The organism is Stenotrophomonas sp. 1337, from assembly GCF_031455455.1.
In the GTDB taxonomy this organism is placed as follows: domain Bacteria; phylum Pseudomonadota; class Gammaproteobacteria; order Xanthomonadales; family Xanthomonadaceae; genus Stenotrophomonas; species Stenotrophomonas indicatrix.
Genome location: NZ_JAVDSR010000003.1, coordinates 254,883 through 269,829, shown reverse-complemented (window position 1 = coordinate 269,829; position 14,947 = coordinate 254,883). Strand labels below are relative to the sequence as shown.

12 protein-coding genes are annotated in these 14,947 nt (G+C 63.6%); 5 read left to right on the top strand and 7 right to left on the bottom strand.

Translation table 11 applies throughout. The features are described 5' to 3' along the window. Positions 1-313 precede the first annotated feature (313 nt). The gene (locus J2X70_RS07290) at positions 314-3,121 is read right to left on the bottom strand and encodes a TonB-dependent receptor (RefSeq protein WP_309909631.1); all 2,808 of its coding nucleotides are present in this window, start codon (positions 3,119-3,121) and stop codon (positions 314-316) included. 360 nt (positions 3,122-3,481) lie between these two features. Further along, the gene (locus J2X70_RS07285; protein ID WP_099784946.1) at positions 3,482-6,277 is read right to left on the bottom strand and encodes a TonB-dependent receptor; all 2,796 of its coding nucleotides are present in this window, start codon (positions 6,275-6,277) and stop codon (positions 3,482-3,484) included. Between the two features lie 215 nt (positions 6,278-6,492). Between J2X70_RS07285 and apbC the strand changes: the two genes are divergently transcribed. Together apbC and dcd are read left to right on the top strand one after the other, a co-directional pair. Further along, positions 6,493-7,347: an iron-sulfur cluster carrier protein ApbC gene (gene apbC, locus J2X70_RS07280; protein WP_025876115.1), complete on the top strand. Its 855-nt coding sequence runs from the start codon at positions 6,493-6,495 to the stop codon at positions 7,345-7,347. Between the two features lie 76 nt (positions 7,348-7,423). Continuing rightward, entirely contained in the window at positions 7,424-7,990 is a 567-nt protein-coding gene (gene dcd / locus J2X70_RS07275; protein ID WP_025876117.1) for a dCTP deaminase, read from the top strand. Between the two features lie 100 nt (positions 7,991-8,090). Here dcd and J2X70_RS07270 read toward each other — a convergent pair whose 3' ends face one another. From J2X70_RS07270 to J2X70_RS07260, 3 genes are read right to left on the bottom strand one after another with little or no spacing between them, the layout of a single operon-like run. Next, positions 8,091-8,258: a DUF5668 domain-containing protein gene (locus J2X70_RS07270; protein ID WP_025876120.1), complete on the bottom strand. Its 168-nt coding sequence runs from the start codon at positions 8,256-8,258 to the stop codon at positions 8,091-8,093. A 15-nt stretch (positions 8,259-8,273) separates the two neighbouring features. Beyond that, the gene (locus tag J2X70_RS07265; RefSeq protein ID WP_032975033.1) at positions 8,274-8,696 is read right to left on the bottom strand and encodes an HIT family protein; all 423 of its coding nucleotides are present in this window, start codon (positions 8,694-8,696) and stop codon (positions 8,274-8,276) included. Continuing rightward, entirely contained in the window at positions 8,693-9,364 is a 672-nt protein-coding gene (locus tag J2X70_RS07260) for a dienelactone hydrolase family protein (protein ID WP_309909627.1), read from the bottom strand. The genes J2X70_RS07265 and J2X70_RS07260 overlap by 4 nt, the downstream gene beginning before the upstream one ends. A gap of 109 nt (positions 9,365-9,473) precedes the next feature. On the opposite strand from J2X70_RS07260, the gene J2X70_RS07255 reads away from it, so the two are divergent. The 3 genes from J2X70_RS07255 (at position 9,474) to J2X70_RS07245 (ending at position 12,754) form a co-directional block, all read left to right on the top strand. Beyond that, entirely contained in the window at positions 9,474-10,394 is a 921-nt protein-coding gene (locus J2X70_RS07255; protein WP_309909625.1) for a hypothetical protein, read from the top strand. A gap of 183 nt (positions 10,395-10,577) precedes the next feature. Continuing rightward, complete coding sequence (gene rimO, locus J2X70_RS07250) at positions 10,578-11,939, top strand: 30S ribosomal protein S12 methylthiotransferase RimO (RefSeq protein WP_025876127.1); 1,362 nt, start codon at positions 10,578-10,580, stop codon at positions 11,937-11,939. Continuing rightward, positions 11,936-12,754, top strand: coding sequence for a DUF3025 domain-containing protein (locus J2X70_RS07245; protein WP_263929164.1), 819 nt, complete (start codon positions 11,936-11,938; stop codon positions 12,752-12,754). Before rimO ends, J2X70_RS07245 begins: the two co-directional genes overlap by 4 nt. 43 nt (positions 12,755-12,797) lie before the next feature. Here J2X70_RS07245 and greB read toward each other — a convergent pair whose 3' ends face one another. Together greB and J2X70_RS07235 are read right to left on the bottom strand one after the other, a co-directional pair. Next, complete coding sequence (gene greB / locus J2X70_RS07240) at positions 12,798-13,313, bottom strand: transcription elongation factor GreB (RefSeq protein ID WP_025876131.1); 516 nt, start codon at positions 13,311-13,313, stop codon at positions 12,798-12,800. A 78-nt stretch (positions 13,314-13,391) separates the two neighbouring features. Beyond that, positions 13,392-14,897: a helicase HerA-like domain-containing protein gene (locus J2X70_RS07235; protein ID WP_025876133.1), complete on the bottom strand. Its 1,506-nt coding sequence runs from the start codon at positions 14,895-14,897 to the stop codon at positions 13,392-13,394. Between the last annotated feature and the right edge of the window lie 50 nt (positions 14,898-14,947).

Below are 14,947 nucleotides of genomic sequence, written 5' to 3'. Positions count from 1 at the left end.
CATTCAGCAGGACCGTAACACGACGTTCACGTTGTCAGAACGGTCCCGTCACACGGATGTGCTGCTCATCGGAAGAAAAGTCCTTTGAAATCAGTGCGTAAACGCGATTGTCTGGGAATGTTTCAAAATGTTGCGTTGCGGAACAAAATCGATCGAAGTCGATGTTTCGTATGTAGATCAAGGGCTTGCCGCCTTCGCGGATGCTTTTCTCATTATTTAATTTATGAGACTGATTTTGATCTTCCGTCTCAATTGACGGGCATGAAAAAGGCCCCGCCGAAGCGGGGCCTCCCGGGCAGTGCGGGCGCGGCGCTTACTTTCCGCCGAACTCGTACTTGGCCTGCACGTACACGGCACGGCCGTAAGGGTTGTAGATGCTGCTGTTGTACGGCGCGCCGATGTTGCCGGCGTAGCTGTGGGCCTGGCCGTCGGGCATCTTGTTGAACACGTTGTTGACCATCATCGACAGCGTCAGGTTGTCCATCGCCTGGTAATTCACGCTCAGGTTGTAGGTGGTGTACGAGCCCCACTTGCCGGCCTCGTAGCCGGACGGGTGCACGTAGTCGTAGCCCTTGCCCAGGTATGCCATGCGGTTGGGCGTCTTGCCGATGTAGTTGAAGTACACGGTGGTGGTCCACTTGTCCTTCGCCCAGCCCACCGCACCGTCGGCACGCACCTTGGCGTACTGGTCGTAGTTCCACATCGCGTACGGGTCGCGCAGCAGGTCCAGGTACTCGTCGCCCGGCTGCGGCTGCAGTTCGCGCTTGATCATGTTGGTGTAGTTGCTGGAGAACTGCAGCGCACCGAAGCGGCCGATGTCCTGCATGTACTTGAAGCTGGCCGTGACCGCCTGCAGGTTCTGGCTGGCGATGTTCATCTTCGGCGTGTAGATCTGCTCCAGCTTGCCGGTGCCATCGCGGGTGATCCAGTCGCTCACGTTCTGGCAGCTGGCCGAGGTGTTGTTGGTCTGGCCGTTGCGGCAGTAGTACTCGGCCAGCAGCAACTGGTCGGAACTGAGGGTGTTGACCTCGTTCTTGATCTTCCAGTTGTAGTAGTCCACCGACAGCGAGAGGTTGTTGATGGGCGCCCACACGATGCCGGCGTTCCAGACGTCGGCGGTGATCGCTTCCAGCTCGGGGTTGCCGGACTGCTCACCGAACACTGATTCGTTGGCATACGGGCAGCCAACCGTGTCGCTCGGGTTGAAGCCGAGCTGGCCACAGCGGTAGTAGTCGACCGAGCCGTTGGCGTAGTACCCGCTGCGGCCCTGGAAGGCATCGGACAGGCTGGGCGCGCGGAAGGCGGTGCCGTACTTGCCGCGGAACAGCAGGCTTTCAATGGGACGGAATTCCACACCGATGCTGTAGGTCGATTTGTCGACGGTCTTGTCGGCGATCTTGAATGCGTCGTAGCGACCCGAGGCGGTCACGGTCAACGACTCCAGCAACGGCATGCGCAGTTCGCTGGTCAGCGCGTAGTTGCTGCGATGGCCGGCGCCGGCCACCGACGTGGTGCCCCAGACGCTGCCATCAAGCAGGCGCTGGTCGGGGGTATAGGACCAGCCTTCGCTGCCCGCTTCGGCCACCACTGCAAGGCCCGCATTGCCACCGGGCAGCTTGAACAGCGAACCATTGGTGATCTGCGCGCGTCCCAGGTTCTGCCAGGTGCGGCTCTTGTTGTAGGTGAAGCCGGTGAAGGTCTGGAAATCGCCGGCCGGCAGCGGCGAATAGAACGCGCCCCAGTTCGGGTTGTAGATGTTGTAGCCGTCGTCGGTGACGCCCAGCACCGGACCCAGCACGCGGTCTTCGAAGTAGCTGTCGATCTCATTGGCCCAGCGCGCGAAGCTGCGCTCGGTCAGCTTGTACTCGCCACGGCTGAAGCTGGCGCTGTAATCCCAGTTGCCGACGTTGCCGCGCCCGCCCAGAGTGATCTGGTAGGCCTTGTTGCGATCGGTGCTCATGGTGTCGCGGTAGCCGGCCGGGCTGATGTCCTCCGGCGCGAACGCGCGCTGCAGGTTCATGTATTCGCCACTGGCCTGGTCGACGAACGCACCGAAGCCGACATCGCTGCCCCAGAAGGCGTAGCCCGAACCCGAGTTGTACTGCACTTCTTCCAGGCTGTAGAGCGCGTCTGCGAACAGCTGGAAGTTGTCGTTGACGTCAAAGGACATCGACGAATAGATCTGGCTGCTCTCCTTGCCGTTCTTCAGCGTCTTGTAGCCGGCACTGAAGGGTGAACCGCAGGATTCGCCGGTGGCACGGGTGCCCAGCACGGTGGTGCCGCCGAACTGGCCGGCCACGTTGGCGCAGCGGCTCGGGTCCATCATCACGTAGGCGTTCTGCTGGTCCGGCAGGTAGACCAGGAAGTCGTTGGTCGGAACCTGCGGCGTATAGCCCCGGGTGTTGTTCTGCTTGGTCAGGTCGCGCTGGTAACCCCAGATCGGGCTGCTCTTCTCGTACTGCACGTTGACCAGTGCGTGGAAGCGATCATCAAAAGCGTTGAAGCCATGCGCGCCGCTGACGCGGAAATCGTTGCCGCCACCCTCGGTGTAGGCGCCGCCGCGCACGTTCAGCACGCCGCCGTCCATGCGGTCCTTGAGGATGATGTTGACCACGCCGGCGATCGCGTCCGAGCCGTACAGCGATGACTGGCCGCCGGGCAGGATCTCGATGCGCTCGACGATGTCGATCGGGATGCCGCTGAGGTTGTTGAAGGTGTCGCTGCCGTTGTAGAGGGCGGGGTAGGACAGCATCGGCCGTCCATTGATCAGGTACTTGGTGTAGCTCGGGCTGAGGCCGAACATGCCCGAGGCTTCGGCGCCCTGGGTGAACGACGCGGAGGTCTGGCCGCCCTGCAGGCCGCCGGTGGTCAACGAGTTCTGCTGCAGCACCTCGGCAACGCTGGTGAAGCCACGGGTCTGGATGTCCTCAGCGGTGACGGTCAGGACCGGCGTGTGGTTCTCGATCTGCGTCTGCGGGATCAGTGAGCCGGTGACGGTCACGCGTCCAAGATCGGTGGGAGTGTTGTCCTGGGCGAGCGCGATCGCGCTGCTGCTGGCCAGGATCAGGCCGCTGAGGACGGCGCGGGTGAGCGGGTGACGCGGGAAGCCATTGCGAGACATGCGGTACTCCGTGTGGTCGTGAGAAACGCGTTTTCCCTTTCCTGGGAACTCATGGATGGTTCAGCAGCCGGTGGACGCAGAAAGGCGGCGTTTTTCGAACGTAACACACGCTTAACTTGTTTTTCGCGGGCTTGTCGCGCTCTCGCAATGGCTCGTTCGGAGTTAATAAAAATTTCTTTAAAAACAATTGATTGCAATATTGGTACGAATTTGCCGAGTTTGGCTTAATGAATATCCAGTAAATGTCCGGATATTTAACAATCGAGATGTTCCCGCGGCGATCGCCGCACATGCCTCGCCAAAAAAAAGGCCCCGCCGAAGCGGGGCCTGGTCCGGAATAAAACCCGGAAATCGACGGGATTACTTGCCGAAGTCGTACTTGGCCTGCACGTACACGGTGCGGCCGTAGACGTTGTACAGGTAGTTGTTGAACGGCGTGCCGGAGGTGCCCTGGTAGCTGTGAGCCTGCTGCTCGGGCATCTTGTTGAACACGTTGTTGACCATCAGCGACAGGGTCAGGTCATCCTGCACGCGGTAGTTCACGCTCAGGTTGTAAGTGGTGTACGAAGCCCACTTGCCTGCCTTGTAACCCGACGCACCATGGGTGTACTCGTAGCCGTTCAGGCCCGCCAGGTAGTTCGGGGTGTGGCCGATGTAGTTCGCGTACAGCGTGGTGGTCCACTTGTCCAGCGACCAGGCCACCGACGCGTCGGAACGGACCTTGGCGTAGCTGTCGTAGTTCCACATCGACTTCGGGTTGCCCAGCAGGTCCTGGAAGTCCTCGCCCGGCTGCGCCTGCACTTCACGCTTCAGCATGTTGGTGTAGTTGCCCGAGAACTGCAGCGAACCGAAGCGGCCGATGTCCTGCAGGTACTTGAAGCCGACGGTCACGGCCTGCAGGTTCTGGCGGGCCACGTTCATCTTCGGGGTGTACAGCGAGCTCAGGTTGCCGGCCGAATCGCGCACGACCCAGTCAGCCACGTTCTGGCAGGTGGCCGAGGAGCCGTTCGGCAGGCCGTTGCGGCAGTAGTACTCGGCCAGCAGCAGCTGGTCGGTGCTGGCCGTATCGACTTCGTTCTCGATCTTCCAGTTGTAGTAGTCGGCCGAGATCGACAGGTTCGCCATCGGCGCCCAGACGATGCCCGCGTTCCAGACGTCGGCAGTGATCGGCTCCAGGTCCGGGTTGCCGGCACGCTCGGAGTAGACCGAAACGCTGTCCGCGTAGCGGCAGGCGTCGGTGTTGCCCGGCACGTAGCCCAGCTCACCGCAACGGTAGTAGTCGGTGGAGTTGGCAGCGTAATAGCCGCTGCGGCCCTGGAACGCGTCGGGCAGGGTCGGCGCGCGGAAGGCGGTGCCGTACTTGCCGCGGAACAGCAGGCTTTCGATCGGACGGAACTCGACACCCACGCTGTAGGTGGCCTTGTCGACGGTGTTGTCGGCGATCTTGAAGGCGTCATAGCGACCGGAAGCGGTCACCGTCAGCGACTCCAGCAGCGGCATGCGCAGCTCGCTGGTCACCGCGTAGTTGCTGCGATGACCGTTGCCGGCAACAGCCGACGAGCCCCACACGTCGCCGTCCAGCAGGCGCTGGTCGGGGCTGTAGTCCCAACCTTCGCTGCCGCCTTCGACGACCACGGCCAGGCCGGCATCACCGCCCGGCAGCGAGAACAGCGAGCCGTTGGTGACCTGCGCGCGTGCCAGGTTCTGCCAGGTGCGGCTGTGGTTGGTGGTGTAACCGGTGAAGCCAGCGAAATCTTCCGGCGAGATCGGCGAGTAGAACGCGCCCCAGTTGGTGTTGTAGATGCCGAAGCCATCCTGGGTGCCCAGCTGCGGGCCCAGCACCTTGTCGGCGAAGTAGCTGTTGATGGCATTGCCGAAGCGCTGGAACTTGCTCTCATCCAGGCGGTATTCGCCACGGGTGAAGCTCAGGCTGTAGTCCCAGTTGCCGACCGCACCCTTGCCGCCCAGGGTGACCTGGTAGGCACGGCTCTTGTCGTTGTTCAGGATGCCCTTGTAGCCTTCGCCACCGATGTCTTCCGGAGCGAACGCGCGCTGCAGGTTGACCAGCTTGCCGGAGGCCTGGTCATAGAAGCCACCCATGGTGCTCTTGGTGCCCCACCAGAGGTAGTTCGAGCCCGAGGTGTATTCGGTCTTTTCCTTGCTGTACAGCACGTCGGCGAACAGCTGGAAGTTGTCGTTCACGTCGAAGGTCATCGACGAGTAGAACTGGCCGCTGTCCTTGCCGTTCTTCAGGGTCTTGTAGCCGGCGCCGAAGACCGAGCCGCAGGACTGGCCCGTCGGGCGGTTCGCCAGCACGGTGGTGCCGTCGAACTGGCCGGCAACGTTGGCGCAGTTGCTCGGGTCCATCATGTACAGCGCATTGGTCTTGGCGTCGATGACGGCGAAGTCGTTCGACGGCAGCTGCGCGGTGTAGCCGTTCGCGTTGTTCTGCTTGGTCAGGTCACGCTGGTAGCCCCAGATCGGGTTGCTGCTTTCGATCTGCACGTTGACCAGTGCATTGAAGCGGTCGTCCAGCGCCGAGAAGCCGTGTGCACCGCTGACGCGGAAGCTGTTGCCACCGCCTTCGGTGGAGGTGCCGCCACGCACGGACAGGCTGCCGCCTTCCATGTGGTCCTTCAGGATGATGTTGACCACGCCGGCGATCGCATCCGAACCGTACAGGGAGGACTGGCCACCCGGCAGGACTTCGATGCGCTCGACGATGTCGATCGGAATGCCGCTGATGTTGTTGAACGCGTCGCCGCCGTTGTACAGCGCCGGGTAGGACATCATCGGGCGGCCGTTGATCAGGTACTTGGTGTAACCCGGATTCAGGCCGAACATGCCAGCGGCTTCAGCGCCCTGGGTGAACGAAGCGGAGGTCTGGCCACCCTGGATGCCGCCGGTGGTCAGCGAGGACTGCTGCAGCACCTCGGCGACGCTGTTGAAGCCGCGCGACTGGATGGCTTCAGCGCTGATGGTCATGACCGGGGTCTGGGTCTCGACCTGGGTCTGCGGGATCAGCGAGCCGGTGACGGTGATCTTGTCCAGATTGGTGGCCTTGTCCTGGGCCATTGCCGGCGAGGCGGCAACCAGGGCGGAGATCAAGGCGACAGCGAGGGTGTTGCGACGTGCAGAATTGCGAAGGTCTTTCATGTAGTTCCGTTCAGAGAGCAAATACGAGTACGGCACTGCGCATGCGCCATCGTGCGTGCCGTAGATCCAGCAACGCAGCCCAAAACCAGTGCTTAGCGAACGTAACATGAACTTAACAATCTGTGCACGAATCTGTAGCAATCCTGAATTTCAGTCAGCGTACGTCCAGCTAGTATGATGTTGGGTTCTTCTTGTCGATTCACCCGGAGCCCGCAGTGAACAGTTCTTCCCGTCGTCCGCATGCCAGCCAGGTGCAGAAGGGACTGGCGCCGCATGCGCGCATCCGCAACGTGATCGCGGTGGGCTCGGGAAAGGGTGGCGTGGGCAAGTCGACCACGGCGGTCAACCTGGCCGTCGCACTGCAGCAGCTGGGGGCGCGCGTAGGCGTGCTTGATGCCGATATCTACGGCCCCAGCGTGCCGGCGATGCTCGGCCTGTCCGGTCGCCCGGAAAGCCCGGACAACAAGAGCATCGAGCCGATGCGGGCCTTCGGCGTGGACACCATGTCGATCGGTTATCTGGTCGAGGATGAAACGCCGCTGATCATGCGCGCACCGCGCGCGACGGCTGCGTTGACCCAGCTGTTCGAAGACACGCTGTGGGACGACCTGGACTACCTGCTGATCGATCTGCCGCCGGGCACCGGCGACATCCAGCTGACCCTGGTGCAGAAGATCCCGCTGGCCGGCGCGGTGATCGTCACCACGCCGCAGGACATCGCTACGTTGGATGCGAAGAAGGCGCTGAAGATGTTCGAGAAGGTCGAGGTGCCGGTGCTGGGCGTGGTCGAAAACATGGCCGTGCATACCTGCAGCAACTGCGGGCATGTGGAGCACCTGTTCGGCGAGGGTGGTGGCGAGCGCATGGCGGCGCAGTACGGCGTGCCGCTGCTGGGGTCGCTGCCGCTGCAGATCGGCATCCGCGAGCAGGGCGATGCCGGTACCCCGATCACCGCCGCGCAGCCGGAATCGGCGGCGGCCCAGGCCTACCACCGTGCCGCCCAGCGTCTGGTCGAGGAAGTGGGCAAGCGCCCGCGCGCTTCGATCCCGATCCTGTCCTCGCTGCTGTAAGGGCCGCTGGGGGCTGCGGCGGCGACGCCCGGCCCCCTGCTAGAATCCTCGCGCCCCCTCGCACCCAGGACAGAGCATGAGCATCAAGAGTGACCGTTGGATCCGCCGGATGTCCGAACAGCACGGCATGATCGAGCCGTATGAGGCCGGGCAGGTCAAGCAGGCCAACGGCGAGCGCATCGTCAGCTACGGCACTTCCAGCTACGGCTACGACGTGCGCTGCTCGCGCGAGTTCAAGGTGTTCACCAACATCAACTCGACGATCGTGGACCCCAAGCATTTCGATCCGGGCAGCTTCGTCGATATCGTCGGTGACGAGTGCATCATTCCGCCGAACAGCTTCGCGCTGGCGCGCACGGTCGAGTATTTCCGCATTCCGCGCGACACCCTGGTGGTGTGCCTGGGCAAGAGCACCTATGCGCGCTGCGGCATCATCGTCAACGTGACCCCGCTGGAGCCGGAGTGGGAAGGCCACGTGACCCTGGAATTCAGCAACACCACGCCGCTGCCGGCGCGCATCTACGCCAATGAAGGCGTGGCGCAGATGCTGTTCTTCCAGTCCGATGAAGTGTGCGAGACCTCGTACAAGGATCGCGGCGGCAAGTACCAGGGCCAGACCGGCGTGACCCTGCCGCGCACCTGACAGCTTGCGTCAGCGCGTATCGGTAGCGCCGGGCCATGCCCGGCGTTGCCGTTTTTGTGGGTCCGCGCACTGCGTTCGCCGGGCATTGCCCGGCGCTACCTTATTTGCCGCGACCGAACAGGATCGCGATGCCTACGGCCACCAGGCCGAGCGGCCACCAGGTCAACAGCAGGCGCGACAGGTTCAGGTTGGTCCAGCCCAGGTTGCTGGCCAGCATGAACAGGCCGATCAGGATCAGCAGGATGGCGGCGACGATATTGAATCGCATCGGGTCGGCACTGGCTCAGGAATGGGCTGGATATCCTAGCCGTTCCTTCCAGTAGGCGACATGCTGGTCCAGCGCGGCCGGCTCATAGCGGTGCGCCGGGCCACTGCCCCAGACCGGTCCCGGCCACGCCGGATCGCCGTCGTGGCGGCCGATCACGTGGAAATGCAGCTGGCGCACGATGTTGCCCAGCGCGCCGATGTTGATCTTCTCCACCCCGTCCGAACCGTGCAGGGCCTTGCAGGCGCGGTTGAGCTCGGTGCGCAGCTTGTCCTGCTGCTCGCCGTCCAGCTCGATCCACTCGGTCACCCCGGCCAGACGCGGCACCAGGACCAGCCAGGGGAATCGTTCGTCGTTCATCAGTCGCACTTGCGACAACGGGCCTTCGGCCACCAGCACGCTATCGGTGGCCAGGCGTGAATCGAGTTCGAAATCGCTCATCCAAGATGCTCCGAGAAGAAGTCCAGGGTGCGTTGCAGCGCCAGGGCGGCGCTGTCTGGATCATACGCATGTCCGACCTCGCGGTTGAAGGCATGATCGGCCGGATACACGTAGGTCGCCATCTGCGGCAGCTTCTCACGGTGCGCCTGGATCGCCTCCGGCGGGATGCTCTTGTCCTGCGCGCCGAAGTGGAACATCACCGGGGCCTTCGGCGTCTCGTCCAGGAACTGCACGTTGCGCGCGCCGTAGTAGCTCACCGAGGGCAGGCCCAGGCGCAGCGCGGACAGCAGGGCGACGCTGCCACCCCAGCAGTAGCCGACCGTGCCGACCTTGCCGTGCGGGGCCAGCCGGGTTGCCGCGGCGCGGACCACTTCCAGTGCCTTTTCCATGCCCAGCGCGGTGACCCGTTCCAGCCCATCCTTCACGCCCTCGGGGCTGTAGGGCAGGGCATCCGGGTCGGCCTCGGGGCCGTCGACCAGGTCGAAGAACGACGGCGCCAACACGGCGTAGCCCTGGGCCGCGAACCGTTCGGCGACGCCGCGGATATGCGGGTTGGCGCCGAAGATCTCCTGCACCACCACCAGCGCGCCGCGGGGTTTGCCCTCGGGCAGTGCCTGCCAGGCGCGGACCGGGCCGTAATGCGTATCCAGGGTGATCCATTCGGACATCGGGGGTACCTCGTTGCAGGGGCCAGGCCTGCATTGTCGGTGCTGGACGGGTTAGCGCGATGTCAGCGGCTGTGCAGGATCGGGCGGCTGGGTGTTCAGGGGCGGGCGCATGGTCGCCATGTCAGTTGAGTGGGCTCCGGATTTTCTGACTGCAGAATCGGCTGCCTCTGATGATGATTTCATTAAAGCATCCGGTGGAATGGAAAAGGTCAACGAATATGATTTTGGCTGGCTTTTATGGGGCGGTGGCGCCGCCGGGAGGCGCAGGGGCTGTTTCAGGTCGGTGTTCCATATTTTCTTCGGATCATGGATGGGAACGATTTTGATGAATACCAAACGGATTATTGGGGGAGTTTGGATGGCTGCTCTCGCACTGGCGTCTGCTTCAGCGCACGCGAGTGACAGGTCCTATACGGATCATGAGCTGGCGTCACGTGATGGAAAGAAGTGGATAACAAGGACTGCTGCTCTGACCGACTTCGATGGAGGTCAGGTTGTTGTCGAGTTGCGGTTGTTCGAAGATGGCAAGGGCGGGCTTGTCTATCGCTATGACGATCAAACCGAGGCTACCAAGCTCTATCATCAGGCTTCGTGTGAGGAAACCGGTGCTGAAGTCAGGCGCGGTGATACGATTCTTGGAGGTGAGTCTGTGGCCGCGTGGTCATGCACGGGGGTTGCTGACAAGCAGGCGGAGTCAGAGAAATCGACGGAGAGAACGGATGCCCCGCGAGCGGCCTATTACGTGCATGCTTTGGCGCCCAGCGGCAGCGCGCCTTTGGGGGTCAACTTCCACTCGGTAGGAATTGCCCGTTATCAAAGTTCCATTGCAGGGGGGGGCAATGGCAATGTCTCGATTGACAATGGTCGTTGTACTGCATCTGCTGTCGATCATCATACCGGCCCATTTGTTGGCAACTACGAGCTCAAGGTGGTTTGTATTGGCACTCAGCGAGGACGGCTCAATACCTCCATGTCAGCATGTATTCCGAGGGTATGTTCGACAGATGTCGGGGCCGTGGACGTGATTTAAGGTGTCCTGCGGGAGTTGACGGAGGCATTTCAAGGGTTGGGAGGGCCGGGGGGAAGGGGCGATTCAGTTCCGCCCACCAAGACCATCCGCCAACCCCGGTATACTGGCGCCCTTTCAGGCCCCGGCCCCCAGGTCCCCCTGCCATGCCGGCAGGGGCCCAGGCCCCCAGAGTCCCGCGATTCCATGTCCCAGCTGAACCCCAAAGTCGGCTTCGTCAGCCTTGGCTGCCCGAAGGCCCTCGTCGATTCCGAGCGCATCCTCACCCAGCTGCGGTCGGAAGGCTACGACATCGTCCCGTCCTACGATTCGGCCGATGTGGTGGTGGTCAACACCTGTGGCTTCATCGATTCGGCGGTGACCGAATCGCTGGATGCCATCGGCGAGGCGATGAACCAGAACGGCAAGGTCATCGTCACCGGCTGCCTGGGCAAGCGCCCGGAGCAGATCCGCGAGGCGTACCCGAACGTGCTGGCGGTGTCCGGGCCGCAGGATTACCAGAGCGTGATGGAAGCGGTGCATGCGGCGCTGCCGCCCAAGCACGACCCGTTCGTGGATCTGGTGCCGGACTACGGCATCAAGCTGACCCCGCGCCACTACGCATACCTGAAGATTTCCGAAGGCTGCAACCACCACTGCAGCTTCTGCATCATTCCGTCGATGCGCGGCAAGCTGGTCTCGCGTCCCGTGGACGAGGTGCTGCGCGAAGCCGAGCGCCTGGTGCGCGGCGGTGTGCGCGAACTGCTGGTGGTTTCGCAGGACACCTCTGCCTACGGCGTGGATGTGAAGTACGCCGAGAAGATGTGGCGCGACAAGGCCTACCAGACCCGCCTGAAGGCACTGTGCGAAGGCCTGTCCGAACTGGATGCGTGGGTGCGCATGCACTACGTCTATCCGTATCCGCACGTCGATGACGTGGTGCCGCTGATGGCCGAGAACCGGATCCTGCCGTACCTGGACATCCCGTTCCAGCACGCCAGCCCGCGCATCCTGCGCCTGATGAAGCGCCCCGGCGCGGTCGAGAAGACCCTGGAGCGGGTGCAGAACTGGCGCCGCATCGCACCAGACATCACCGTGCGTTCGACCTTCATCGTCGGTTTCCCGGGCGAGACCGAGGCCGAGTTCGAAGAGCTGCTGTCCTTCCTGGACGAAGCGCAGCTGGACCGCGTCGGTGCGTTCGCCTACTCGCCGGTGGAGGGCGCTACGGCCAACAACCTGCCGGACCCGGTGCCGGAAGAAGTGAAGCAGGAACGACTGGCGCGCTTCATGGAGAAGCAGGCGCAGATTTCGGCTTCGCGTCTGGAAGCCAAGATCGGCACGGTGCAGCAATGCCTGGTCGATGCCATCGAAGGCGATATCGCGGTGGCCCGTTCCAAGGCCGATGCGCCGGAGATCGACGGCCTGGTGCATATCCAGAACGCAGACCAGGTGGCGTTGCGCGTGGGTGAGTTCGTCGACGTGGAAATCACCGAGAGCGACGAGCACGATCTCTACGGCGACGCACTGCCGCCGACCACGCGCCCGGCATTCGACCTCAAGGTGCTGTGACCGGGGCGGAGGCTGCTGATGGCGGCCCCCGCCGCTTCGTGCCGCCGCTGCGTGCGGCGGTGGACAGGGCTGCGTTCGATCATCCGCTGTTTGCCGGTATCGCCGGGTTCGGTGATCTGCTGACGGCAGCGGACTGGCCACGCGTGGTCGATCTGGACGCGCGCCTGGCGCTGCCGGGCAAGCGCGTTGTTGAACAGGATGCGGCGTTGCTGGCCGACGGCCTGCACTACGAAACGCGCATTGCCGAAGGGCGCATCGCAACCCGCGCGGGCAACTGGCACGACCTGTTCAACGCCCTGGTCTGGGCACGCTACCTGCCGATCAAGTGCGCACTCAACGCGCAGCAATGCCGGCACATCGAGGGCATGGCCGCAGGACAGCGCAACCGCGCGCAGGCCGCGCTGACCCAGTTCGATGAAACCGGCGTGGTGGTGCGCGTGTGCGATCCGGCGTTGCTTGCAGCCTGGGATGCTCACCAGTGGCGCGTGCTGTTCGAGCCGATCCATTGGCAGTCAGGACGGATCGCCATCGCCGCGGTATTCGGTCATGCCTTGATGGAACAGGCGCTGCTGCCGGGCCGGCTGCTGGTCGGCAAATGCGTGGTGCTGCAGGGCGATGACGATGCGGGCTGCATCGACACGGTCGCGCGCGCCATCGAGGAGGGCAGGGTGCTGCTCGATCCCTTGGAACTGCGTCCGCTGCCATTGGCGGGTATTCCCGGCTGGCACACCGACCAGGCGCCAGCCTTTTACGCGAACGACGATTACTTCCGTCCGCTGCGCGAAGGGCGCCGCTATCCGCCGCCGCTTCTGTAGAACCGGGCCCATGCCCGGCTGAGCGCCGCTGCCCGCCACAGGCTCAGCCGTTGGCCGCGGTCTCGTACTCCACACCGATCACCGCAAAGGTGTGGTTGCCACTGGGTAGTTCCACTGAAAACTCATCATCCAGGCGCTTCTTCAACAAGGCCCGCGCCAAGGGCGAATCGATGCTGATCCAGCCCAGCCCCGCATCGGTCTCATCCGGCCCGACGATGCGGTAGCGGCTGGTCTGACCGCTGTCCACGTTCTCCAGCTCAACCCACGCACCGAAGAACACCGCTTGCGGATCAGTCGGCGTGGTGTCGACCACGCGCAGCGATTCCAGGCGCTTGGTCAGGTAGCGCACGCGCCGATCGATCTCGCCCAGCTGCTTCTTGCGGTAGGTGTATTCGGCATTCTCCGAGCGATCGCCTTCGGCCGCGGCCGCCGCCAGTGCCTTGACCACCTCGGGTCGACGCACCCGCCACAACTCATCCAGCTCGGCCTTCAAACGTGCATGGCCGGCGGCGGTGATCAGCGCGGTGCTCTTTTCTGCGGGGGGACGCCAACGCGACATGTAATGCGGATTCTCGTGCGGAATGAAACAACTACGGCGCGCCGTCGCCGGCGCGCCGCAAAGGAACTGCCGGGGCTCTCAGCGCTTGCCGCCGAAGATGCCACCGAGGATGCCGCGCACGATCTGGTTGCCCAGCTTGGTGCCTACCGTACGCGTGGTCTGCTTGGCCATCGTCTCGATCATGCCCTGGCGGCGCTTGGTACCGAAAATGGCGTCCTTGATCGACTGCCCGAAACCGCCTTCCTGCGCCTCGTCCTGCTCACGGCTGCGTGCGGCCGGCGCATCGGTTTTCTCGACGGCCTTCTGCGCGCGCTGCGCCAGCAGTTCGGCTGCCGATTCGCGGTTGACGGCAGTGTCGTAGCGCGTGCCGACCGGGCTGCCGGCACGCACCTGCGTACGTTCGGTGTCGGTGACCGGTCCCATGCGGCAGCGGGGTGGCGCGATCATCGTCTGCTGCACCGGCATCGGCACGCCCTTGTCCTGTAGCGTGGAGACCAGCGCTTCGCCGGTACCGAGCTGGCTGAGCACCTTCACCACATCCAGCTTCGGGTTCGGCACGAAGGTCTCGGCGGCGGTCTTCACCGCCTTCTGGTCGCGCGGGGTGAATGCGCGCAGCGCGTGCTGTACACGGTTGCCGAGCTGGCCGAGGATGTTGGCCGGCACGTCGTCCGGGAACTGCGAGCAGAAGTACACGCCCACGCCCTTGGAACGGATCAGCCGCACCACCTGTTCGATGCGCTGTACCAGAGCGGGCGGTGCATCGTCGAACAGCAGGTGCGCTTCGTCGAAAATGAAGACCAGCTTCGGCTTGTCGAGGTCGCCCACTTCGGGCAGCTGCTCGAACAGCTCCGACAACAGCCACAGCAGGAACGTGGAGTACAGCTTGGGCTTGAGCACCAGCTGGTCGGCGGCAAGGATGCCGATGACACCGCGGCCGTCATGGTTGACCCGCATGATGTCGGCCAGTTCCAGCGCCGGTTCGCCGAAGAAATGCTCACCGCCGTCCTGCGCCAGCCGCAGCAGGGCGCGCTGGATGGCGGCCACCGACTGCGCACTGACCAGGCCGTACTCGGTGGAGATGTCCTTGCGCTCCTCTGCCACCAGGCCGAGCAGGGCGCGCAGGTCGTCCATGTCCAGCAGCAGCAGGCCGCGGTCGTCGGCCAGCTTGAACACGATGTCGAGCACGCCGGCCTGGGTGTCGTTCAATTCCAGGATGCGGGCCAGCAGGGTCGGGCCCATCTCGCTCACGGTGGTGCGAACCGGGTGGCCGAGCTTGCCGTACAGGTCCCAGAACACGGTGGGGCTGGCGGCCGGGGCATAGTCGCTCACGCCGATCTCGGCCGCGCGCTTGAGCAGGTTCTCGGCGCCGGTGCCCGGCACGGCCAGGCCGGAGACATCGCCCTTCACATCGGCCAGGAACACCGGTACCCCGATCCGCGAGAAGCCCTCGGCCAGGGTCATCAGGGTCACGGTCTTGCCGGTGCCGGTGGCGCCGGCGACCAGCCCATGGCGGTTGCCGAGTTTCGGCAGCAGGGTGACAGCCACATCGTCGGTGATGCCTTTGCCGAGCAGAATCGGATCCATGGTCCAGCCCTTGTGATGAATGTGCCAATGTTAACCGCCGACGGTGACGG

Excerpts from the sequence above, each read along its gene's own strand:
- J2X70_RS07285 (WP_099784946.1), bottom strand. The coding sequence starts at position 6,277 with ATGAAAGACCTTCGCAATTCTGCACGTCGCAACACCCTCGCTGTCGCC.
- J2X70_RS07265 (WP_032975033.1), bottom strand. The coding sequence starts at position 8,696 with ATGAGCGATTTCGAACTCGATTCACGCCTGGCCACCGATAGCGTGCTG.
- J2X70_RS07235 (WP_025876133.1), bottom strand. The coding sequence starts at position 14,897 with ATGGATCCGATTCTGCTCGGCAAAGGCATCACCGACGATGTGGCTGTC.
- rimO (WP_025876127.1), top strand. The coding sequence starts at position 10,578 with ATGTCCCAGCTGAACCCCAAAGTCGGCTTCGTCAGCCTTGGCTGCCCG.
- J2X70_RS07270 (WP_025876120.1), bottom strand. The coding sequence starts at position 8,258 with ATGCGATTCAATATCGTCGCCGCCATCCTGCTGATCCTGATCGGCCTG.
- J2X70_RS07290 (WP_309909631.1), bottom strand. The coding sequence starts at position 3,121 with ATGTCTCGCAATGGCTTCCCGCGTCACCCGCTCACCCGCGCCGTCCTC.
- greB (WP_025876131.1), bottom strand. The coding sequence starts at position 13,313 with ATGTCGCGTTGGCGTCCCCCCGCAGAAAAGAGCACCGCGCTGATCACC.
- J2X70_RS07260 (WP_309909627.1), bottom strand. The coding sequence starts at position 9,364 with ATGTCCGAATGGATCACCCTGGATACGCATTACGGCCCGGTCCGCGCC.
- dcd (WP_025876117.1), top strand. The coding sequence starts at position 7,424 with ATGAGCATCAAGAGTGACCGTTGGATCCGCCGGATGTCCGAACAGCAC.
- J2X70_RS07255 (WP_309909625.1), top strand. The coding sequence starts at position 9,474 with ATGGTCGCCATGTCAGTTGAGTGGGCTCCGGATTTTCTGACTGCAGAA.